The following is a 23312-nucleotide window of genomic DNA, read 5'->3' as shown; positions in this document are numbered from 1 at the left end:
GTGGGAAGTGTCCTGCGCAAAGGTAAGCCTTGAGACTGCACCGGGAAGGATCGAAGTGCGCGCTTCTGGCAAAAAAAAACGCGGCCCGTGTGGCCGCGTTTTTTTATTGAAGCAAAGGCCTACTGCGCCTTGGTCTCGGTCGTTGCCGCAGGCTTGGCCGCTGGCTTCTTCGCCGGCTCAGCCTTCTTCGCTGCCGGTTTGGCCGCAGGCTTTTTCGCCTCGGTTTTAGCCGCTGGCTTCTTCACCGCTGGCTTGGCCGCCGCTTTCTTCGCCGGTTCAGCTTTCACCGGGGTCGCTGGCTTCGGTGCTTCCACCGGAGCTGGCGCAGGTGCTGGAGTCGGCGCAGGCGCTGGAGCAACCGGAGCAGGAGCCGGTTCTGGCGCCTTCACAGGCTCTGGCTTCTTCTCGTCATCCGAACCGCCGAACAGATTAGTGAAGAAGTTGCCCTTCTTCGCCGCCACGGCACCCGCCGCGCCTGCCGCTGCTGCAGCCGGCACTACTTTGGCTGGCTCAAACGATTTGCCTGCCGCCAGATCTTCAACCTGACTCGCCGCCCGCTGACCGGTGCGCAGCGCGCCTTCCAGGGTGCCCGGGTACAAGGTGTCGGTGTGTTCGCCGGCGAACGTCACGCGTTGCAGCGGACGTTCCCACAGACGCCAGAACTTGCTGATCTGCCCCGGGCCGTAAGCCAGGTAGGCGCCGCCCATCGACGGGTCGGTGCTGTAGCGACGGATTTCATAACCGGTGAACGAGCCACGAGCCTGTGGATAAAACGCGTGCAGACGAATTAGCACCTGATCGACCATTTGCTTGTCGCCAAACGCCTGCATCACACGAGCGTTGTCGCCGGACAGGTTGATCACCACGTTGGCGCCGCCCTTCAGGGCAGGTTCGATCCAAAGCATGCCGAGACCGGTATTGCTGTAGATCTCGCCGGACATGCGCGCCTTGCTTTCCCACACCGGCGTCTTGAACTTCAGCATGATCTGGTCGCGCCAGCCGTAGTTGGTGCCCTTGATCGCAGCCAGATGCTGAGCGTCCAGCGCCGGCGTCAGGGCAATCTTGTTCAGTGCACGCAGCGGCACAGCCAGCACAACGTAGTCAGCCTGATAGCCAACACTGCCGACCTTGACGGTCACGCCGTCCTTGTCCTGAGTGATCGCGGACACCGGCGAGTTGGTCTTGATGGTTTTGATCTGTTTGACGAACGCCTGCGCCAGCACTTGGCTGCCGCCGACCAGACGCGAAGCGCGCAGGTCACGGTCGGAGATGCCGCGATACACGCGGTTCTGCTGAGCGAAATACAGCAGCGACAGACGCGAAGGCTCGTCGTAGTGGGTGCGGATGTCCTGGTTGATCAACTGACGTGCGGTGGCCGGCAGGTTCTGCTTGTCGAGCCAGCTCGACACGGTGATCTGGTCCAGCGCGTGCAGGGTGCTGGTTGCCGCCGGGTTCTGCGGGTCGTCGATCGAACGCGCCAGATCATCGAGGGTTTTCTGGTAGCGCTTCAAGGCATCGGCGGTGGCCGGCTGCTTGGTCGCCAGATCGGCGGCAGAGAAATACTCGCCGTCGATCAGGTAGCCCGGGGTCCGCACGAATTCCGGCGCCGGCGTGGTGCCCAGCTTGAACGTCGAAACGTACTTGTTCAGCACTGGCTGGGTCTTGTCGTTGCCGATCCACTCGCTGGTGGCCATACCCGAGCGACCACCCAGGCTCGGTTTGGCTTCCAGCAGGGTGACCTGCCAGCCTTTGTTTTGCAGCTCATAAGCGGCGGTCAGGCCCGACAGGCCACCGCCGATCACGATTGCAGTTTTATCCTTGGCCAGCGCTGTAACGCTGAACAGCCCCAACATCACCAGCGCACAGGCGCGCAGCCAACCGACAGACATTCAGCGAACTCCGGAAATACACGTAGGAAAAAGCAGTTTTGCGGGTCAGACGACCCAAAGAACCGCGAAGAATACGTTAGCCATCAAAACGCCGCCAGCGACGTCTATCGGCTCATACAAAGTAGCTCAATCGACACAATGGGTTGTCCCCGCGCGATGCATTGCATAGGCTTGCGCGATTGTTTGCCCGCGCCTGACGCGAGCCGCCTCGAGGAGACTGTAAATGGGCCTGAATAACCAGTGGATGCAACGCGACCTCGCGGTGTTGTGGCATCCCTGTACCCAGATGAAAGACCACGAACAGCTGCCGCTGATCCCGATCAAGCGCGGCGAAGGCGTCTGGCTCGAAGACTTCGAAGGCAAGCGCTACCTCGACGCCGTCAGCTCGTGGTGGGTCAACGTGTTTGGCCACGCCAACCCGCGCATCAACCAGCGCATCAAAGATCAGGTCGATCAACTGGAACACGTGATTCTGGCCGGTTTCAGCCATCAACCGGTGATCGAGCTGTCCGAGCGTCTGGTGAAGATGACCCCGGAAGGCCTGAGCCGGGTGTTCTACGCCGATAACGGTTCGTCCTGCATCGAAGTCGCGCTGAAAATGAGCTTTCACTATTGGCTCAATCGCGGCCAGCCAAACAAGAAACGCTTTGTCACCCTGACCAACAGCTACCACGGTGAAACCATGGCAGCGATGGCGGTCGGTGACGTGCCGCTGTTCACCGAAACCTACAAAGCGCTGCTGATGGACACCATCAAGGTGCCGAGCCCGGATTGCTACGGACGCCCCGAAGGCATGAGCTGGGAAGACCATTCGCGCAACATGTTCGCCGCCATGGAACAGACCTTGGCAGAAAATCATGACAGCGTCGCGGCAGTGATCGTCGAGCCGCTGATTCAGGGCGCCGGCGGCATGCGCATGTATCACCCGGTGTATCTGACGTTGCTGCGCGAGGCCTGCGACCGCTACGGCGTGCACCTGATTCTCGACGAAATCGCCGTCGGCTTTGGTCGCACCGGAACCATGTTTGCCTGTGAACAGGCCGGCATTCGCCCGGACTTTCTCTGCTTGTCGAAGGCGCTGACCGGCGGCTATCTGCCGCTGGCGGCGTGCCTGACCACCGATGAGGTCTACAGCGCGTTCTACGACGACTATCCAACCCTGCGCGCCTTCCTCCACTCGCACAGCTACACCGGCAACCCGCTGGCGTGCGCGGCGGCACTGGCAACGCTGGATATCTTCGAGCAGGACAACGTCATCGAGAACAACAAGGCGCTGGCTCAGCGCATGGCGTCGGCGACGGCGCATCTGGTCGATCACCCGAACGTCTCCGAAGTACGCCAGACCGGCATGGTCCTGGCCATCGAGATGGTCAAGGATAAAGCCACGAAAGAGGCCTACCCTTGGCAGGAACGTCGCGGTTTGAAAGTGTTCCAGCATGCACTGGAACGTGGCGCGTTGCTGCGCCCGCTCGGTAGCGTGGTGTATTTCCTGCCGCCGTACGTGATCACCCCGGAGCAGATCGACTTCCTCGCCGAAGTGGCCAGCGAAGGCATCGATATAGCTACGCGTGACAGCGTCAGCGTCGCCGTGCCAAAAGACTTCCACCCGGGGTTCCGCGATCCAGGCTGATTCAAAAAATTTGTGGCGCCTGAACTGCCGCTTTCGCGAGCAAGCTCGCTCCCACAGGGGAATGCATTCCAAATGTGGGAGCGAGCTTGCTCGCGAATGAAGTCGACACCGATCCACCTGATTCACATCTTTCCAGAGACCCGAAATGAGACTGTCCCGCTTCTTTATCGACTCCCCGCTGAGCACCGGCGAACACGAATTGCCGGAAGCCCAGGCGCATTACATCAGCCGCGTACTGCGCATGGCCGAGGGCGATGCGGTGCAGTTGTTCGACGGTTCCGGCCATGAATTTCGCGGCGCCCTGCTGGAAGTCGGCAAGAAGCGCGTGACCGTGCAGATCGATGAGCAATTCGCCGGCCAGGTCGAATCGCCGCTGCACATTCACCTCGGCCAGGGCCTGTCCCGTGGCGAGCGAATGGACTGGGCGATTCAGAAAGCCACCGAACTGGGCGTGAATGAAATCACCCCAATCTTCAGTGATCGCTGTGAAGTCCGCCTCAAGGACGAACGCGCCGACAAACGCCTGCTGCATTGGCGTCAGGTGGCGATCAGCGCGTGTGAGCAATGTGGACGCTCGCGGGTGCCGGTGATTCATCCGCCGGTGTTGTTGGCGGACTGGATCAAGCAGACCGAAGCCGCGTTGAAACTGGTGCTGCATCCAGTGGCGGAGCCGTTGGTGAGTCATGCCAAACCGGCGACGCTGGCGTTCCTGATCGGGCCGGAAGGCGGTTTGACAGATGCCGAAGTCGAGCAGGCCAAGAGCAACGGCTTCCACGCCGCCCGCCTTGGACCGCGCGTATTGCGTACCGAGACGGCGCCAGTGGTGGCACTGGCGGTGGCTCAACAGCTTTGGGGTGACTTCTAATCCAAAATTGGAATACGTCCCCCTGATTGATCGTTCCCACGCTCTGCGTGGGAATGCAGCCCGGGACGCTCCGCGTCCCAAACGGCGTGACGCAGAGCGTCACAGGAGGCGTTACCACGCAGAGCGTGGGAACGATCAGTCAGCCGGGCTACAGGACATAAAACAGAATCGCGACAAAGTGCAGCAAACTCCCGGCAATCACGAACAAATGCCAGATCCCATGCGCATGCCGCAGCCGGTGATCCAAGGCAAAAAAGATAATCCCCACCGTGTACAAAACCCCGCCCGACGCCAGCCAGGCAAACCCGGCCGTACCCAGCGCCGCAATCAAAGGCTTCACCGCCACCAACACAATCCAGCCCATCACCGCATAAATCACGATCGACAGAATCCGCGCCTCCGAACGCGGTTTGATCTCTTGCAGAATGCCGATCAGCGCCAGCCCCCAGACAATTCCGAACAACGTCCAGCCCCACGGCCCACGCAGGGTGACCAGACAGAATGGCGTGTAGCTACCGGCAATCAGTAAATAGATCGAAAAATGATCGACCTTCTTCATGATCGCTTTCTTGCGCCCGCGCACGCTGTGGTACACGGTCGAGGCGCTGTAGAGCACCAGCAAGGTGAAAGCGTAGATCGCCACACTGACAATCTTCCACGGGCTGCCGTCGAGGCTGGCGATCACCAGCATCCAGACGCCGCCGATAAACGCTGCCACTGCCCCGACCAAATGCGTCCAGGCGTTGAGTTTTTCTCCGTGATACATGTATCGCTCACCTCAATATTCGTTACCGCAGCGCGCAAGGCTCGGGCCTTAAGCGTAAAAGCGCAATGTTTCTGTTCAACGCGGACCTGCGCACGCCACGGTAATTGGGCACAATCGAAGCATTCCAAAAAGAGTCCGCGCCATGCTGATCGACGAAGAATTGACCCTGAAAAAACTCGAGGTGTTCCTCGCTTTCATGCGTACCGGCAACCTCGCGCGCGCCGCTGCCGAGTTACAGACCAGCAACGTCAGCGTGCACCGCGCGATCCACTCGCTGGAAAGCGCCCTGCGCTGCCCGCTGTTCAAACACGAAGGGCGCAACCTGACGCCGCTGGAAAGCGCTTATGTGCTCGAAGAACGGGCGCAGAAGCTGATCAACGACGTCGTCGAAAGCGTACGCTTGACCCGCGAAGCCGCCGGGTTCTCCGCCGAACGCTTCAAACTCGGCTCGCTGTATTCGCTGACAGTGAAAACCGTACCGCAACTGATCATGGGCCTGAAGATCCGCCGCAGCGAACTCAATATCGACCTGATCCTCGGCTCGAACATCGACCTGCTCTACAAGCTGAAGAACATGGAAGTCGACGCGATCCTGGTGTCGCTGGATGACAGCATCAACGACCCGGATTGCGAGCAGATCGCGCTGTTTTCTGACGACATCTTCCTCGCCACACCGGCGGATTCAAAGTTTGCCCAGCGCAGTGAAGTGGATCTGGCGGAAGTCCGGGATGAAACTTTTATCACCTTGACCCAGGGTTTTGCCACGCATCAGGACGGTAACCGGGTATTCAAGCAGGCGGGGTTCGAGCCGAAAGTGGCGATGCAGGTGAATGACATCTTCACGCTGTTGAGCATGGTCAGTTCGGGAGTGGGTTATGCATTGCTGCCGGGAAGGATTGCGGTGGTGTATGAGAATCGGGTGAAGTTGATTCCGTTGCAGGAGAAGTACCGGTTGCAGCAGCACATTGGCGTGGTGTTTTTGAAGGCCAAGGAGAGGGATCCGAATTTGCTGGCGTTGTTGGCGGAGTGTCGGATGTATGCCAATCGACAGGCTGGGATTTAGAGCAAAATCAAGATCAAGAGCTACCCCCTCACCCCGGCCCTCTCCCCCAAGGGGGCGAGGGGGAAGGGAGCAGACCGGGGGCCTTTCAAAACCTGAGTTCGACTCGGAAATTTCAGGTCGGCGTACTTCCAACATTCAGCTCGGTCAGTCCCCTCTCCCTACGGGCGGTCCGACGTTTCGGGAGGGCTAGGGTGAGGGCAGCTCTTAGCTGTTATCCCACCAACCCGCGCATCGCCAAAAACAACAGCGAAGGCCCAAGCAAACACCCAAGCGCGGTATAAAACGCCGCCGTCAGACACCCATAAGGCACCAGCTTCGGATCCGTCGCCGCCAACCCGCCGGCCACACCACTGGACGTGCCCATCAGCCCGCCGAAAATCACCGCGCTGCGTGGATTGTTCAGGCCAATCATCGGCGCCACGAACGGCGTCATCACCATCACCAGAATCGCCTTGATCAACCCCGCTGCAATCGACAGCGCCATGACCTCGGAACTGGCGCCAATCGCCGCGCCGGTCACCGGGCCGACGATGTAGGTCACCGCGCCGGCACCAATAGTGGTCAGGCTAACGGCATCGGTATAACCGAACGCCATCGCCACACCAACACCCGCCACGAACGACGTGCCTACGCCGACAAACAGCGCCAGCACCCCGACGAACCCTGCCCGTTTCAGCTCATCGACACTCACGCCAAACGCCGTGGCCACAATCGCAAAATCGCGCAGCATCGCACCACCGAGCAAACCGATGCCCGACAGCAACGGAATATCCACTACGCCCTTCTGCCCACCGGTCAGCGCACCGCCGACATACGACAGCACCAGCCCCAGCAAAATGGCGATGGCCGAGCCGTGCAAACGACCTTTGGTGAAGGTATTGGACATCCAGTAGGACACCCACATGGTCAGCCCGACAATCAGAAACCCGCTGATCAAACCGTAACCGGTGATCACTTTCATCATTGATTCGTACATGGCGATTACCCCGCAGTCTTGGCTGGAGCTATCGGGGTCTGCTCCTTGTTGCCCATGCGCGTCAGCACGGGCACCAGGGCAAAAGCGATCACCACGGCAAGCGTCCCGGCGAGGATCGCCATTGGCCCGCCCTTGAGCGCGCCGTACACGTTCTGCTGCGCTGCCATCGCCACGACGATCGGAATGTAGATAGCGCTCCAGAACTCGACACCCTGCTCGGTCTTGCCCTTGAGCCAGCCGCTTTTGTTCAGATAACTGCCGAGGCCGATCAACAGCAGCATCGCAATGCCGACGCCGCCGACGTTGGCCGGCACGCCGATCAGCTTGCCGAGCAGTTCACCGACCCAGATACCCACCAGCGTACAAAAGGCGAGAAACGCCACACCGTAAATAATCATTGTTGTAGTCCTCAAAGTGCATCGTCGAATGTTGTTTTTGTTGTTCGAAGCTTGAGTCGGCGGTTTTAGAGTTGGCGGCCACCCTCCTCACGCAACAGCGCCTGCAAGGTGTCGAGACGCGCACTGTCGAAGGCAGTGACCGTGCCCTGTTCGAACACCCGGCGCGCCAGCCCGGTCAGCACCGCACCGGGCGGCAGTTCGATCTGTAAACGCACGCCGCGCTCGTAGGCGCTTTGTACGGTGCCGCGCCAATCCACCACGCGGCACATGTTGAAGGCGAGGTCATCGCGCAGCGCTTCGATTTTGGTCACAGGACGCGCGCGGCTGCCGCTCAGGTAAGCGATTTTCGGAGTTTTCAGTTCAACTTTGGCGAAGGCCTCGGCGAGGGTTTGTGCAGGTGCCTCCAGCAGCGGACAGTGCGACGGCACACTCACCGCCAGGCGTTTCGCCAGACCAGCGCCACGACTGCGCGCCAGTTCGGCCACGGCTTGCATGGCCTCGTCACTGCCGGCGATCACCACCTGGTTATCGGCATTGATGTTGGCCAGGTACACCGGCGAATCTTCACTGTGCACCTGTGCGAGCAGTGTTTCGACTGTGGATAATTGCAGGCCGATGATCGCGGTCATGCCGTAGCCCTGTGGATAAGCCTGCTGCATCAACTCACCGCGCAGGCTGACCAGATGCAGCGCATCGCTGAAGCTCAACGCTCCAGCGACCACCGCTGCCGGGTAAGCGCCGATGGACAAGCCGGCGACGTAATCCGCCGTGAGTCCGTCCTGCAATAACTGTCGTGAAGCCGCGACGCCGGCGATCAGCAGGCACAGCTGAACCGCCCTCGTCGTGCGCAATGCTTGAGCAGAATCGAGCAGCAAAACATCTTCGCCAAGTACATCACTGGCTTCGACCAAGGTTTCCCGAGGCAAGCGCTGAAACATGCCCGCCTGCTGCGCGCCCTGGCCGGGGAACACCAGCAGACTGCTCACGCTGCCTGCTCCTGCGGATTCCACGGATCAATCACCAGGCAAGCCTGATGAGCATTTTTCAGCAGCACCCGCGCCGAACCGCTAGCCCATTCACGCAAAGCCACAGCACCAAACGGCGTCTGCAATTGCATATCCACCCGGCACACAGCCTGATCAAAAACCGCGACAAGTTTGCGTGCCTGATTACGCGTGATCAGTTGCGGTGTACGCAGAATCAAATCGAGATCACTGGCCGCGTGCATCGCGGTAAAACCGCTGGCCAATTCAAACCCGACACTGCCGCTGACACCCCAGACCCAACCGCAATCGTCGAGCATCGGCCGCAGCTGTTGGAGCGCGTGCATGACTGGCAGATTGCGCTCACTGTCGACGTGACACAGCGCCTCTGGACTGACCCGACAGGCAATCGAATCGACGGCCATAAATGCCGCCCAGCGCTGCTCGCGCAACACACCGCGCACGCCGACCGCGACAAAACCCTCAGCACTCAACGCCCGTCGCACTACCACCGGTTGCCCGGCGGCTAATGACTCGACGGCCCACAGCGGCGCATCCGCCGGCAACTGCGCCGGGGTCATGCCCCAGAGCAGATCGTGGGCCAGAGGCGTGCTCACCACTGCGCCCTCAACAGCTCGCGCACCTTGCTGGAGGCCGCACGATTCTTCGCGCCGAGGCGATTGCTCAGATCAGTGCTGACGACATCGCCGATGGCTTGCTTCAGGCACTCGTTAACTCTCGATAGATCCTCCGCCGTCGGCTGCTCAGTCTGCTGCACCGACAGGGTTTCCCAGAGCAATCCGAGGCTGGCATAGCTGTCGATGTCATAAGCCATCGGCGGCACAGTGGCGGCCAGCGCTTCGAGCTCTTCAACACTGCGCAACGTCACCCGCGCCGCCGACGCCTTGCCCATCGCATGCACCATCACGCCCGGATCGCGCAGCGCAATCAAACGGTTGGCCTGATAACCATGAGCGAGAAACGCCCCGGACATTGCCTTACCGACCAGTAATGCAATCACCGGATGCCCGGCCAACCGCGCACGGGCATAACTGTCCGCCGCACCGGCCAGCGCCTGATGAATGCCGAGGGCTTCTTCGCGCCGACCATAAGCCTGGCTCGGCACATCGACGATGGCGATGATCGGGCGTTTCTGCGCTTTGTCACGATCAGCAGTGATCGCGTCATCCACAGTCTTGGCCAAACCCCAGCCTTCAAGCAAACCGACTTCGCCGTTGCGCGCACGCGGAAAACGATTGTCCGGATCAGCGACCACGGCGATAAAACGCCCAAGTTCACCATCGGCAACCCGCAGCGATGGCGGCAAACCCTCAACGGCTTTCGCCCCGGCGCTCAAGGCGTCGAACCAGTTCAAACCGCGCAGTGAATAACCGCTCATGAGCGCTCTCCTTGATACAGATCGCGAACCACCGACGGTTCGATTTGCGGGTCAGTGTTCAGACTGCTCAGGCGTTGCAGAAACCATTCGGCGCGTTGCCTGCGTGGTTGTTTTGGCAAACCTTGCTGCAGCAATTCGCCGACCTGCTGACGAATCTTCGCCACATCATCGGCGACATAACGATCCACCAGACCAGTGTCGAAACGCTGCTCGCCACCGGTCAGGCTCCAAATGAAGGGTCGGTCGCGGGAGTCGTATTCTTCGATGCCCGCTTCCTGTTCGATGACCTGCGGGCCGTTCAAACCAAGGCGCGCTTCCTGAGTCACCAATAGATAGCTGCACAGCGCCGCCGCAATCGACATGCCGCCGAAACACCCGACGCTGCCCGCGACCACACCGACCACCGGTTGGTACTGCTGCAAATCGACAATCGCCGCATGAATATCGGCAATCGCCGCCAGCCCGAGATTGGCTTCCTGCAAGCGCACGCCACCGGTTTCCAGCAGCAACACCGCGCGGGTCGGAATGCCTTTGCGGTTGTCTTCAGCCGCCAGTTCCAGCGCGCCGGCAATCTTCGCCCCGCCGACTTCGCCAAGGCTGCCGCCCTGAAACGCGCCTTCAATTGCGGCAATGACCACTGGCAAACCGTCGAGGCTGCCCTTGGCGATCACCACGCCGTCATCGGCCTGCGGCACCACGCCCTGACGTTCAAGCCACGGCGACATCACCCGTTGAAACGGGTCGAGCAATTCACGAAAGCTGCCGGCATCGAGCAAGGCTTTCGCCCGTTGCCGCGCGCCGAGCTCGACGAAGCTGTGTTTGTTGAGCAACGCTGCGCTGTCAGTCATGGCCGATCTCCTCGAAACCTTGTTCCAGACGCAAGCGCACCACCCCCGGCGTCGCGCCGAAATCGTGGATATCGATGGCCATCGCCGGCGGCGTGGTGCCGTCGAACATCCGCGCAAACAGGTGCTGCCAACGCAACTGCGCGCCGTTGACCGAGGTCTGCACATTGATTGTCAGTTTGCCGGCCAGACCCGGTTCGATCAGCACTTCCAGATCACCCGAGCCGACACAACCGACCAGCGCACGGCCGCGTGGCGGCTGCCCGGCGGGGAATTCAAACGATAGGGTTTCCATCAAAACGCTCCCTGAAGGATGCCGTCGCGCTCGATGCGATCGAGCAGCAGTGTGGCGGCGAGCAAGTCGGCGGCGCCACCGGGCGAGGCATTCAATGCGATGAGTTGTTGATCGAGATCGTGCAGGCGACGGCGACCGCTGAGGCTGGCGCTGCCACCGGCGTCGAGCACCGCTTGCGCGCCGGACTGCATGGCGTGCAGACCCTCTTCGCCGGCGCGGTAGAGCACGCAGGTGTCGGCGAGGTTGGTCATGATTGCGAGCAAGGCGTCGAGCCGGGCGTTCTGTTCGCCGTGGCCATTGGCGCGGCTGCGTTTGAGTTGCGGCAGGCCACGTTGCAACACCGAGGGGAAGCCGAGTTGCGCTTCTTCACGAGCGCCGCGTGCGCCGTAACGCAGGGCGACTTGGGCGCCGTGGCTCAAAGGTTTTGGTGCGTAGCGGTCATCCAGCAGGGCGAGACGTGCGGCGCGCAGGGTCACGGCATTGGCGCTGGAGGATTGCGGTTCCAGCGCAGCGGCGGTCACCAATAATCCCAGCGCCCAAATGGCGCCGCGATGCGTGTTCACGCCGTTGGTGGTCGTGAGCATCGCTTGCTCGCCTTCACGACCGATCCGGCCAATCGCTTCGCGTAACGTTGAATCGACTTCACCGATTGCAACCGCCGCTTCAGCCATCTCCTTGAACGCCGGCCACAACGACAGCGCCGAAGCGTGCATCAAGCCCAGGTGCAGATCGGTGTGCGCGCCATTGCCGCGACGGTCGACCAGTGCCGGTTTCGGCGACAGATCGGCTTCGTCGATCAGCGCGTCCACCGCCAGATCGGCCAATCGATCAGCCAGAGAAAGCGGTTTCGCTTGCAGGTTAAATGCGTGCATTACCAGCTCCTGAATTTCGCGGGCGGGTTGTACAGGCCGCCGGACCACTCGACCAGATCGGCCACACTTTTCGCCGCGAGCAATTCGCGGGTGGCGTCGGTGCGACGGATGCCGAGGTCTTCGGGCAAGGCGATCAGGCCTTCGCGGCGCATGCGTTCGGTGTCTTTCGGGTTGTGGCGCAGGCCGATGGCGGTGACGCCGGCGACCGCAGCGATCATCGCCTGGCGCTCTTCCAGCGAGCGCGCCTTGTACAGGTAGGCGATGCCTTCTTCGGTGAGCAGGTGGGTGACGTCGTCGCCGTAGATCATGATCGGCGCCAGCGGCATGCCGCTTTTCTTCGCCACTTCCACCGCATCGAGGGTTTCGACGAAGGTCGGTTTGCCGCCCTCCTGGAACGTCTCGACCATTTGCACCACGAGTTTCTTGCCGCGTTCGAGCATCGGTTGCTGCGAGTCGTCGTGGCGCATGTCCAGCCACGCCGGGGTGCCGTGACGGCGGCCGCGCGGGTCGTGGCCCATGTTCGGCGCGCCACCGAAACCGGCGAGGCGACCACGGGTCACGGTCGAGGAATGGCCATCGCCATCGACCTGCAACGTCGCGCCGATAAATAGATCCACCGCGTATTGCCCGGCCAGTTGGCAGAACATCCGGTTGGAACGCAGCGAGCCGTCGCGGCCGGTGAAGAACACGTCGGGGCGCGCGGCGATGTAGTTTTCCATGCCCAGTTCGGTGCCGAAGCAATGCACGCTTTCGACCCAACCGCTCTCGATTGCCGGGATCAAAGTTGGGTGCGGGTTGAGCGTCCAGTTGCGACAGATCTTGCCTTTGAGGCCGAGGGATTCACCGTAGGTCGGCAGGATCAATTCGATGGCGGCGGTGTTGAAACCGATGCCGTGGTTGAGCGACTGCACGTTGTGTTTTTCGTAGATGCCACGGATCGCCATCATCGCCATCAGCACGTGCACAGGCTTGATATGGCGTGGGTCGCGGGTGAACAGCGGTTCGATGTAGAACGGCTTGTCGGCCACCACCACGAAGTCGACCCATGAGGCGGGGATGTCCACGCGCGGCAGTTCGCTGACGTCGTCGACCAATTGGTTGACCTGGACGATGACGATGCCGTCGCTGAAGGCGGCCGGTTCGATCAGTGCCGGAGTGTCTTCGGTGCTCGGGCCGGTGTAGATGTTGCCGGCGCGGTCGGCCATGAACCCGGCCGAGAGCACGACGTTGGGGATCAGGTCCACCACCAGCCGGGCGTAGAGTTCGATGTAGGTGTGAATCGCGCCGATTTCCAGCAGGCCGTCTTCCAGCAACTGGCTGATGCGCAGGCTCTGGGTTCCGGCGAAGGAGAAATCAAGCTTGCGGGCGATGCCGCGTTCGAACAGGTCGAGGTGCTCGGAGCGGCCGACGCTGGGCATGATCATGTGCAGGTCGTGGAGCTTTTCCGGGTCGGCTTTGGCCAGCGAGCGCGAAAGGAAATCCGCCTGCTTCTGGTTGTTACCCTCCAGCACCACACGGTCACCGGGGTGGATCAGCGCTTCGAGCGCGGCGACGATCTTGTCGGTGGGCAACACCACACCGTCGGCCAGCCCGCGCACCTTGTCGAGCCGGCGCTGCTTCTCATCGCGCCGCCGCGTCCAGCGCGAGTCGGGGGAAATTGTTGTTGTCATGCTCACTCCACGGGGTTCGCTGTCGTGGAGCTAAGGTAGGCGTGTGGGGTGGGGGCATCAATCAAGCGCGGTGGTGAATCATTACGCTCAGGGTAACGATCAAGAGCCGCCCTCACCCTAGCCCTCTCCCGGAGGGAGAGGGGACTGATTGGGGGATATTCGGGAATTGCGCCGACCTGATCGTGCTTTACCGAATCCATAATCGACTCGCTTTACCAAACCCATAATCGACTTGGCTTTTCAGGTCGATGTATAGCGCAAGACACCTCGGTCGGCCCCCTCTCCCTCCGGGAGAGGGCTGGGGTGAGGGTCAGCTTTTTCGCTACTCCGTCGGCACCAACCTATCCAACAAACGGTTGACGGCCATCTCCGCCACCATCACCACCTGCGCAATACCTTGCACAGTCTTGCGGTGCGTACCTTCCACCATTGCCGCATGGTTGTTGAGCATCACCGTGGCCGACCCGAGGGTTTCACTGGCGTCCGCCAGCAGGGATTCGGTGTCGGCATTCGGGTTGGCCATGTACAGCGTGTTCGGGGTGTAGGGCGTGGCCATCAGGTCGGCGTTGGTCGGGCCAAGGTAATGATCGAGGGCGCGCTCGGCGGCTTCGTGGAATTTCTTCGAATCGGGGGATTCGTAGGGGGATGCCGGGTCGGTGACCGGCGGGTTTGGCGTTACTTTGAACATGGGGATGAACCTCTATTAGGCCTCACCATCTCGCTGCTAAACGGTAGGGTGGCGGCTATGCGCAAGTTAGCAGACCGGTCAAACCCCAACCCGGCGCACCCGAAGGTGCCATGCGCACAGCCACCATCAAGCGCAGGCGAATGCCTGACTGGATGAGACTTGTACAACCGAGGTAAGGACAAAGCCGGGCTGCTAAACCCGATCACTGGAAATCAGTGACCCAATCCACGTTACGCAGCCAGCCCACGGCGCACAAGCCGGCGGATTCTGGTGCATGCGTAGGCAGCGGCGCAAGGATTTGTAGGCTAGGGAGCCGTAACATCGGGTGTATTTAAACAGCTGAGATAAAGGGTGTTTATTGCGCACAAAGATTGAGGATTTGTCTGTCGGATTTAAGGTGTGGCGAACGACGCTTTCGCGAGCAAGCTCGCTCCCACAGGGGATCTTCAGTGAATGCAGATTTTGTGGACGACATAAGCCCACTGTGGGAGCGAGCTTGCTCGCGAAGAGGCCAGCAAGATCACCGCAAACTCAGGATCAGTGGACGAGACCCGCATCCACCAACAACTTCTCCAGCCCAAGCAAGTCAGGCACCTTCGCCACCTGCTCCCCGACCTGCACCGCCGCCTGCTCCAGCGCACACAACGGCACATCGACATAGCTCAACTGACTGTCGAGCTTGTAAGAGCGCGGAATCCCCTGCACCAGCAGCGCAATGAATTTCAACTCCGGCAACCCGCCCAGCGCATTCAAAATCACGATCCGCGCGCGCTCGCCAATGACGATTTTCTGCCCGCACGCCGATTCAAAACTCAGCAACGGAATCTGCCGCTCACGCCACGTAACCTTGCCGAGATACCACGGCGGCGTATCCAGATCGAAGGCGCTGGCCTGGTAATCGATCAGCTCTGCGACAGCGACGTTAGGCAGGATCAAATTGCGATCCGCCAACGGCAGCAGCAACCCGGTGAGTTGGCTGCTGCGCTGATTATGCCGGCGCTCATGCATGTTTCTTGCTCCATTGGGCAATGCTTTCAAGCAGCACCGACTCTTGATACGGCTTGCCGAGGTAGTCGTTGACGCCAATCGCCATGGCACGGTCGCGGTGTTTCTGCCCGGTACGTGAGGTGATCATGATGATCGGCAGGTGTTGCAGGCGTTCGTCGTTGCGCACTTGCGTGGCGACTTCGAAGCCGTCCATGCGCGGCATTTCGATGTCGAGCAGCATCAGGTCGGGCATGTGTTCTTCGAGCAGTAGCATGGCGTCGACACCGTCCTTGGCGGTCAGCACGTTCATGCCGTGGCGTTCGAGCAAGCGGCTGGTGACCTTGCGTACGGTGACCGAGTCGTCGACCACCATCACCAGCAGTGGTTTCTGCGGTTCGCTGTCGATCTCCGGCAGCGTTGGCGGCTGCACAACCCGTGCTTGCATCGCGCGGATCGGAGCAAGCAGATCGAGAATCAGCACCACTCGACCATCGCCAAGAATCGTCGCGCCAGACACGCCCTGCACCGCCGCAAACTGCGCGCCAAGACTCTTCACCACAATCTCGCGGGTGCCGGCCATGGTATCGACCAGCACCGCGATGCGCCGGTCGTTGTAGTGCACCAGCAGCACCGGTAACGGCAGGTTCTGGCCGAGCAGTTTCGGCCGTGGTGCGGTTTTCAGCAGTTCGCCGAGGTAGCACAGTTCATAGGTCTGGCCGCCGTAGTGGTAGCGCGGTGGATCCTGGCGGAAGTGCCCTTCCAGATCATTCGGCAACACGCGGACGATGCCTTCGATGGTGTTCAGCGGAATCGCATATTGATCCTCGCCACACTGCACCATCAATGCGCGGTTGACCGACACGGTGAATGGCAAACGAATACGGAAATGCACGCCCTGCCCCGGCACCGAGTCGATGCTCATGCTGCCGCCGAGTTGCCGCACTTCTTCGTGCACCACGTCCATGCCGACGCCGCGTCCGGAAATCTGCGTGATCTTTTCCGCCGTGGAAAACCCCGGCTGGAGGATGAACTGCAACACGTCGCGGTCGCTGATTTCGGCCTCCGGCGCGAGCATGCCGCGCTTGATCGCCTTGCGCCGCACGGCTTCTAGCGGCACGCCGGCGCCGTCATCGCGAATGTCGAAAACGATGTCGCCGCCCTCGCGGGACAGGTCCAGGCTGATCTGCCCTTGCGCCGGTTTACCCGCTGCCAGCCGCACCTCGGCGGACTCCAGACCATGGTCGACGGCGTTGCGCAGCATGTGCTCCAGCGGCGCAGCCATGCGCTCCAGCACATTGCGATCCATCTCGCCTTCAGCGTTGCCGACGACGAAGGCGACGTCTTTGTTCAGCTCTTCGGCGACCTGGCGGACGATGCGTTTCAGGCGCGGCAACATCCGTTCGAACGGCACCATGCGCGTACGCATCAAGCCTTCCTGCAATTCGGTGTTGATGCGGCCCTGTTGCTGCAACAGGTTCTCGGCGTCGTGATTACGGCGGTCGAGGGTTTCCTTGAGGTCGAGCAAGTCGGAAGCCGATTCGAACAGCGCGCGAGACAGTTGCTGCAACTGCGAATGGCGGTCCATTTCCAGCGGATCGAATTCTTCGTAGCCGAGACGTTCGGCATCGACCTGCTGGCGGCTGAGAATCCGCCCCTGGGTTTCGGTATCGAGACGACGCAACTGATCGCGCATGCGTTCGATGGTGGTTTCCATCTCGTTCAGGGCGATCTGTGCGTCGTTGACCTGCTGCTCGATGCGACCACGGAAGATCGAGGTTTCCCCGGCCAGATTGACCAGCTCATCGAGCAGTTCGGCGGAGACTTTGACCATGTCCGCGCCAGCGTCAGCAGCCGGCGGCGCCGCGTCAGTCTTGACCGGAGCGGGTAGCACTGGCGGCGTTTCTATCGTCACCGGATGGCTGAAATTCTGGATCGCGTTGATCAGCCGATCGGCCGGTGGACACGGTTGCCCGGCGCGCACGCCATCGAGCATTTGCGCCAAGCGATCATGCCCGCGCTGCACCAGCGCAAACAGCTCCGCCGACGGCTGCAAAGCGCCGCTGGAAAGACTTTCGTAAAGGTATTCCAGCTCATGGGCGAGGTCGCCGATCGGCCCGATCTCGACCATCCGCGCGCCACCCTTGAGGGTGTGCAGATCGCGCAGCAGGGTTTCCACTTCCTGGCGATTGCCCGGCTCGGCTTGCCAGCGCAGCAGCGCGGCGCCGGAGTTTTCGATGATGTCGAAACCTTCTTCGAGGAAGATTTCCAGCAGTTCGGGATCGTGGCCAGCGCTGTCGTGCTCGGTTGTTGCTGACGGCGCTTCGGCGACGCTGTGGCCCTGACGTACCTGACGAATCGTGTCGATCAGATCCTGCGCCGGGATCAGCGGCTGATGGCTTTGCAGTTGATCAAGCAACAATGCCAAACGCTCATGACTCTTGAGCAGCAAGCGCCCCAGGCTTTCGCTGTAGTGGTAGCGACGATCCACCAAGCCTTCGTAAAAGCTTTCCAGCTCCTGAGCCAGATCGCCAATGGCCTCGACTTCGGCCATCCGCGCGCCACCCTTGAGGGTGTGCAGATCGCGTTGCAGCGAGGACAGTGGTGCAGCGTTGTCCGGGTCGCTCAACCAGCGCTGCAAGGCTTGGCCTGAGCTATCGAGAATGTCGACCGCTTCTTCAAGGAAAATCTCGACGATCTCGTCATCGGGTTCAAGCGCCGTTGCCTTTTGCTGCAACTCGGCGGTGGCGCTGCCCAGTTCACGGATGCTCAGGGTACGGCTGCCATCGCTGCGAATCAGGCCCATGGACGATGGGTCGAGGCTCTGATCGAGCAGATCATGCAACGCCCGGATCCGCGCCGGTTGTGGCGTGACTTCCTGCCCGGCGGCCAGTTCGTCGAGCATGTTGATCAGCGCTTCGTGAGCGTTCTGCGCTTCGCGGAAAAACTGTTCGCTGACCGCCAGACTGCTTTCTTCCACCGCGCCATACAGGTCGAGCAAGGCTTCGCACAGCACATCCACCGGCAGCAGATCCGCCAGATGTGCGCCTTCGCCGAGGGTGGTCAGCTCATCCAGCAAGGCGCTGAGTTCCTGACGCTCGCCGGGGTGTTGTTGCCAGCGCTGCAACAGGCTTTCGGCGTCGAGCAGGATGTCCATGCCCTGAGCGAGGAAGTTGTTGATCAGTTGCGGATCACGCTTGATCCGCAGGCCGGTGTGCGGCGCATCGAGGATCGATTCCAAGCGCTCGGCGAGCAGGGTTTCCGAGCGTTTGATCAGCGACTGTGCACCCACAATCGGCGCCAGCGGATCATGCTTGAGTTGACGCAGGCCGACGCGGAACAGGCCCTCGGCTTCCAGCAGCAACTCCACTTCGTCGAGGTCCAGCGGCAACTGATGCGCCTTGAACTCGCGGGCCAGTTGATCGAGCGGCGCAGCGAGTTCGGCAATCGGCAGCACACCGGCCATCGAAGCACTGCCCTTGAGCGTGTGCAGGGCGCGCTGCAATTCATCGCTGGCCTGTAGCGGCACATGCTCGGCGGCTTGATCGAGAAAGCGGTTGAGGCTGGCGAGGTGGGTCTCGGCCTCTTTGCGGAAGATTTCCAGCAACAGCGGATCGAGCGCCGCGACATCGTCGACGTCTTCGGCGGCCAATGGCTCGTCACCTTTGGCCAAGGCGTGAGCACGGGCCGCGAGCTGATCGACATCGCCGCGCTGGCGCTGGTTACTAGTGGCGAATTCGCTGATCAACTCGGGCAGCAACAGCACGGTGTCGGTCAGCACTTGCTGCACCACCGAGCCCGGTTCGACACTTTGTTCGAGCACGCGGTTGAGCAGGTTTTCCACCGACCACGCCAGCTCACCGAGAATCAGCGCGCGGACCATGCGCCCGCTGCCCTTGAGCGTGTGGAAGGCGCGACGCAGTTCGGTCAGCGCATCGCGGTCCTGCGGATTGGCAATCCAGCGCGGCAGGTATTCGTGGAGGACTTCGAGGACCTCGTCGGTCTCTTCGAGGAACACTTCGCGCAGTTCATCGTCGACCGGTTCTTCATCGGCTGGCGGCGGCATCAAGCTGCCCGGCGTGATCAATGCCGGCGGGTTGAGCGCTGAAACCGGGCTGGCCAGAACGTCGGCCAGCGACTGCACGGTTTCCGGGTCATCAAGCGCTTGCATGTCCTGCATCACCAGCGCTTCGCTGGGGCTGAGCACGTCGTCGAGCACGGGCACATGCGGCTCATTTGGAAAGAACCCCAGACTCGCAAGGGACTTCTGCGCGACATCCAGCAACTGCTCGCTCGGCGCCTGCGGGTCGTCGCTCAGACGTTCGAGGTAATACTCGAGGCTGCTGATGACATCGGCCAGATGATCCAGCTCTTCCCAACCCGGCTCGTGCGGATCAAGCAACAGATGTTCGCGGATAAACCCGTTGCACGCCTCGACCAGACTTGCCGCGCGGTTCAACGGAATCATCGCCAGTGCCCCGCGCACCTGAGTCAGCAGCGCCGGCAACGGTTGCAGGTGCTGGCGATCCCAATCGGCGTCGATGTAGTCGACGATCATGTCCTTGGCCTGTTGCAGGCAGATGCGCGCTTCCTTGATGACGATCTGATGGATCTGCGTCAGGTCGGTGGTCGGCAGGCGCGTATCTTCCGGGCTTTCCGGCTCGACGGTACCGACCATTCCGGCCAGCGTCGCTTCGACGTAGAGCAGCGCGCCGGCAACGTCCATCAGGATCGCGTCGTTCGGTTCGCGCTGGCCCTGAGCGAGGCTGAGCACCACGGCCAATTGATCAATGATCACTTTGCGCGGCTGGCCGAAACCGAGCACCGCGAGGGTGTCGGCAATCTGCCGCAGGGGTGCGAGCAGGTTTTCCAGATCCGAGGTGTGCTGGCGGTCGCTGCGCACGAACAGGTCGAGGCGCTCCTTGACCCGCACCAGTTCTTCACACAACGCCGCCAGCACCGAGCGCATCGCATCGCGATCGGGGCCGGCCAGGCGCGCGCGTTCTTCGTCGACCATCGCGCTGTCGGGCAACGCGTCGTCCAGGGAGTAGCGATCTTTCATGGTCAGCATCTGCCCGGTGGGATGTTCGGCTTTGGCAATATAGAACAACAGGCTTTTCAGCAGCTCAGCCGGAGGCGGCTGATTGAGGCCGGACATACCTTGCTCGAGCAGACGCTTGAGCTCTTTGTCGGCATCCTTGAACAGGCTGCGCAGCGCCGGGCTGTTGGCGATGACGCCTGCGCGCATGCCCTCGACCAGCGCCGAGGCGACTTGCCACAGCGGGCTCAGCGGCGAATCACCGCTCAGCGCTTCGAGGCGAGTGAATACTTTGGCCAGATAACCGAGGTGGGTCTGGTCATCCTGCTCGCGCAGCAAACCGACCAAAGCCATTTGCAGCATCTGGCGCAATTTGCGCAGCACGTTCGGCAGTTCTGCCGGCTCCAGCAGTGCCAACGCTTCTGCGTTTAGCGGTGCCAGTTCGGGCAATTGCGGGCTGAACAGGCTGGTTTCAGACAACAGGCTTTCGCCACGGGCGCTGCGCAGATCGTTGATCAGCGGCAGCACCACCAACGGCAAATCTCTCCGGGCGCTCTGCACGCGGTCGAGGTAAATCGGCAATTGCCCAAGGGCCTGCAGCAACAGGTGCAGGGCTTCGTCGCGATGGCTGACGCGCTCGTGTTGCAAGGCTTCGACCAGATGTTCCATTTCTTCAGCGAGCAAGGCTGCGCCGTAGAACTCGACCATCTGCAGACTGCCGTGGACCTGATGGATGTAATCCAGGCACTCCTCCAGTCCGGGAAACGCTTGCGGGTCGTCGAGCACGGCTTCAATTGCTTGATGCGCCTGTTTCAGCGTTTCGGCAATTTCGCCTTTGACCCATTCGAGGGCCACGTAGTCGTGCCGATCACCCATAACCACTCCACTCACGCTTTATCTGTCGCCGCCGGCAAGGTGAAGCCGGACACCGAACGCCGTAGCTGACTGGCCATTTTCGTCAGGTTGCCGATGCTCTCGGCGGTGGCCGTGGAGCCGGACGAGGTCTGCGAGGTGATCTGCTGGATCACGTTCATCGTCAGCGAGATCTGCCCGGCCGAAGTCGTCTGCTGCTGCGCTGCGTTGGAGATGCTTTGAATCAGCGCCGCAAGGGTCTTCGACACGCCTTCGATTTCTTCCAGGGCCACACCGGCATCCTGCGCCAGTCGCGCGCCGCGCACCACTTCGGTGGTGGTTTGCTCCATCGAGATGACCGCTTCGTTGGTGTCGGTCTGAATCGCCCGCACCAGGGTTTCGATCTGCCGGGTCGCGGCGGACGAGCGTTCAGCCAGTCGCTGCACTTCATCGGCGACCACGGCAAACCCGCGCCCGGCATCACCAGCCATCGACGCCTGAATCGCCGCATTGAGGGCGAGGATGTTGGTCTGGTCGGCAATGTCGTCGATCAGGCTGACGATGTCGCCGATTTCCTGCGACGACTCGCCCAGACGCTTGATGCGTTTGGCGGTGTCCTGAATCTGCTCGCGGATGTTGTCCATGCCGTGGATGGTGTTGTGCACCACCTCGTTGCCCTTGTTGGCGATCTCCACGGACCGCTCGGCTACCGCTGAAGACTCAGCGGCGTTGGCCGAAACCTGGTCGATGGATTCGGCCATGTCGCTGATCGCCGTCGAGGCTTCGGAAATCTGCTGAGCCTGATGCTCCGAGGCCTGGGCCAGGTGCATGGCGGTGGCCTGGGTTTCCTGCACGGCGGCGGCAACCTGGCCGGCGGTGAGGTTGATCGTCGCGACCAGATCGCGCAATTGGTCGACGGAGTAGTTGATCGAGTCGGCGATGGTGCCGGTGAAGTCTTCGGTCACCGAAGCGGTCACGGTGAGGTCGCCGTCGGCGAGGTCTTCGATTTCGTCGAGCAGGCGCATGATCGCGTTCTGGTTGCGCTCGTTCTTCTCGGCGGTTTCACGCAACTGGCGATTGGTTTCGCGGACCATGACCATGCCGATGAGGATGATCGAGGCCAGCGCCAGCAAACCGAGGACGTAGCCGCCGATGGTGTCAGTGTTGCGCCCACCGGCAAGGTTCTCGAAGCGAGTGGCCAAGTGCGAGGCTTCGTCGAGCAGGGTTTGCGAGAGGCTGAAGATATTGCTCGCCGATTCACGAACCTTGAACAGCTCCGGCGAGGTTTCGAGGATTTCATCGACGGAGCCGGAGACAAACTGGAACAGCTCGGAGATTTCGCTCAAACGAGCACGGGCGTCGCGATCTTCGACCTGGCTGATTTTCAGCGTCGGGTTGCCTTGCAGCATGCCGTTGAGCACTTGGCCGAAGCGCGTGGCATCGCGGCCAAAGGCGTCGGCGGCTTGCTGCGAGTTTTCGTCGCCAGCGAGCACCGTGTTGACCGCGCCGAGGATGCGTTCGGCGAGCAGCGATTGACGTTGGGCCATCGCCACTTGCGCGGCCGGGGCACCGCGCTGGAGGAGGATTTCGACGACTTTTTCGTATTCAATCTGCAACTGCGGCACGGTTTCGGCCAGCGTTGCGGCGACCTGATGCAGCGACAGCACGGTCTGTTCGCTGGAAAGAATCGCGTCGGTGTTTTTCAGCAGGCGTTCCCAGTCGAGCTGCACGGCGCGCATTTCCGGGCGCACAGTAGCCGGGGCGGGAGGCAGGCCGGTGGCCGGATCGCCCTTCTTCAGGTAACCCCAGCGCTGGGCGAAATCGTTGCGCGCATCGCTGAGCAACTTGAACGCGGCAGCCTTGCCGGCGGCGGCTTCGGTGGCGTTCTTGGCGATGCGTTGCGAGAGCACGCGCAGTTCACCGGCGTGGCCGATGTACTGTTTGTCGTAGTTCGCCTGGGTGTTGAGGTAAGCGAAGTTGGCGAACAGCAGCATGATGAATACGATCAGTGCGATGAACAGCACGATGATCTGCGAGCGACTGCGCGAGCCTTCCGCCGGCTTGCCTGTTTTTGCTTTTGTCATCGGTCCTCGCCCTTA

18 protein-coding genes are annotated in these 23312 nt (G+C 61.4%); 3 read left to right on the top strand and 15 right to left on the bottom strand.

Annotated elements, in window-relative coordinates; translation table 11 throughout:
• Window positions 1–119 precede the first annotated feature (119 nt).
• The gene (locus BMY54_RS02870) at window positions 120–1889 is read right to left on the bottom strand and encodes a flavin monoamine oxidase family protein (RefSeq protein ID WP_093429854.1); all 1770 of its coding nucleotides are present in this window, start codon (window positions 1887–1889) and stop codon (window positions 120–122) included.
• A 223-nt stretch (window positions 1890–2112) separates the two neighbouring features.
• On the opposite strand from BMY54_RS02870, the gene BMY54_RS02865 reads away from it, so the two are divergent.
• Window positions 2113–3519: an adenosylmethionine--8-amino-7-oxononanoate transaminase gene (locus BMY54_RS02865; protein WP_093429853.1), complete on the top strand. Its 1407-nt coding sequence runs from the start codon at window positions 2113–2115 to the stop codon at window positions 3517–3519.
• A gap of 145 nt (window positions 3520–3664) precedes the next feature.
• Window positions 3665–4384 carry a 16S rRNA (uracil(1498)-N(3))-methyltransferase gene (locus tag BMY54_RS02860; protein WP_093429852.1) on the top strand — a complete coding sequence of 240 codons (720 nt, stop codon included), beginning with the start codon at window positions 3665–3667 and terminating at the stop codon, window positions 4382–4384.
• Between the two features lie 148 nt (window positions 4385–4532).
• Here the strand turns inward: BMY54_RS02860 and BMY54_RS02855 are convergent, their stop codons facing one another.
• Window positions 4533–5150: a PAQR family membrane homeostasis protein TrhA gene (locus tag BMY54_RS02855; protein ID WP_007964065.1), complete on the bottom strand. Its 618-nt coding sequence runs from the start codon at window positions 5148–5150 to the stop codon at window positions 4533–4535.
• Between the two features lie 142 nt (window positions 5151–5292).
• Here BMY54_RS02855 and BMY54_RS02850 point away from each other — a divergent pair, with 142 nt between their 5' ends.
• Complete coding sequence (locus tag BMY54_RS02850) at window positions 5293–6213, top strand: LysR family transcriptional regulator (RefSeq protein WP_093429851.1); 921 nt, start codon at window positions 5293–5295, stop codon at window positions 6211–6213.
• Window positions 6214–6424: 211 nt separating this feature from the next.
• Here the strand turns inward: BMY54_RS02850 and madM are convergent, their stop codons facing one another.
• From madM to BMY54_RS02785, 13 genes are all read right to left on the bottom strand, one after another.
• Window positions 6425–7189 (bottom strand): malonate transporter subunit MadM, encoded by a 765-nt coding sequence (madM, locus tag BMY54_RS02845; RefSeq protein WP_016984761.1) that lies wholly within the window; start codon window positions 7187–7189, stop codon window positions 6425–6427.
• A 5-nt stretch (window positions 7190–7194) separates the two neighbouring features.
• Window positions 7195–7587 (bottom strand): malonate transporter subunit MadL, encoded by a 393-nt coding sequence (gene madL / locus BMY54_RS02840; protein ID WP_016984760.1) that lies wholly within the window; start codon window positions 7585–7587, stop codon window positions 7195–7197.
• 65 nt (window positions 7588–7652) lie between these two features.
• Entirely contained in the window at window positions 7653–8573 is a 921-nt protein-coding gene (gene mdcH / locus BMY54_RS02835) for a malonate decarboxylase subunit epsilon (protein WP_093429850.1), read from the bottom strand.
• A complete protein-coding gene (locus BMY54_RS02830) occupies window positions 8570–9190 on the bottom strand; it encodes a malonate decarboxylase holo-ACP synthase (protein ID WP_016984758.1) in 621 nt (206 codons plus the stop codon). Before BMY54_RS02830 ends, mdcH begins: the two co-directional genes overlap by 4 nt.
• On the bottom strand, window positions 9184–9969 hold the full coding sequence (mdcE, locus tag BMY54_RS02825) for a biotin-independent malonate decarboxylase subunit gamma (RefSeq protein WP_093429849.1): 786 nt from the start codon (window positions 9967–9969) through the stop codon (window positions 9184–9186). Before mdcE ends, BMY54_RS02830 begins: the two co-directional genes overlap by 7 nt.
• The gene (locus BMY54_RS02820; protein ID WP_093429848.1) at window positions 9966–10817 is read right to left on the bottom strand and encodes a biotin-independent malonate decarboxylase subunit beta; all 852 of its coding nucleotides are present in this window, start codon (window positions 10815–10817) and stop codon (window positions 9966–9968) included. The genes mdcE and BMY54_RS02820 overlap by 4 nt, the downstream gene beginning before the upstream one ends.
• Window positions 10810–11109 carry a malonate decarboxylase subunit delta gene (locus BMY54_RS02815; RefSeq protein WP_007913697.1) on the bottom strand — a complete coding sequence of 100 codons (300 nt, stop codon included), beginning with the start codon at window positions 11107–11109 and terminating at the stop codon, window positions 10810–10812. Before BMY54_RS02815 ends, BMY54_RS02820 begins: the two co-directional genes overlap by 8 nt.
• On the bottom strand, window positions 11109–11981 hold the full coding sequence (locus tag BMY54_RS02810) for a triphosphoribosyl-dephospho-CoA synthase (protein ID WP_093429847.1): 873 nt from the start codon (window positions 11979–11981) through the stop codon (window positions 11109–11111). The genes BMY54_RS02815 and BMY54_RS02810 overlap by 1 nt, the downstream gene beginning before the upstream one ends.
• Entirely contained in the window at window positions 11981–13651 is a 1671-nt protein-coding gene (gene mdcA, locus BMY54_RS02805; protein WP_093429846.1) for a malonate decarboxylase subunit alpha, read from the bottom strand. The genes BMY54_RS02810 and mdcA overlap by 1 nt, the downstream gene beginning before the upstream one ends.
• A 322-nt stretch (window positions 13652–13973) precedes the next feature.
• The gene (locus tag BMY54_RS02800; protein ID WP_093429845.1) at window positions 13974–14339 is read right to left on the bottom strand and encodes a DUF6124 family protein; all 366 of its coding nucleotides are present in this window, start codon (window positions 14337–14339) and stop codon (window positions 13974–13976) included.
• Window positions 14340–14876: 537 nt separating this feature from the next.
• Window positions 14877–15347, bottom strand: a complete 471-nt coding sequence (locus tag BMY54_RS02795; protein WP_093429844.1) for a chemotaxis protein CheW — start codon at window positions 15345–15347, stop codon at window positions 14877–14879.
• Complete coding sequence (locus tag BMY54_RS02790; protein ID WP_093429843.1) at window positions 15340–21237, bottom strand: hybrid sensor histidine kinase/response regulator; 5898 nt, start codon at window positions 21235–21237, stop codon at window positions 15340–15342. Before BMY54_RS02790 ends, BMY54_RS02795 begins: the two co-directional genes overlap by 8 nt.
• 11 nt (window positions 21238–21248) lie before the next feature.
• Window positions 21249–23297, bottom strand: coding sequence for a methyl-accepting chemotaxis protein (locus tag BMY54_RS02785; protein WP_093429842.1), 2049 nt, complete (start codon window positions 23295–23297; stop codon window positions 21249–21251).
• Window positions 23298–23312: the final 15 nt, after the last annotated feature.

Source organism: Pseudomonas sp. ok266 (assembly GCF_900110195.1).
Lineage (GTDB): Bacteria > Pseudomonadota > Gammaproteobacteria > Pseudomonadales > Pseudomonadaceae > Aquipseudomonas > Aquipseudomonas neuropathica.
Note: the sequence above shows the minus strand (reverse complement) of the source record. Positions and strands in the feature narration are given on the sequence as shown.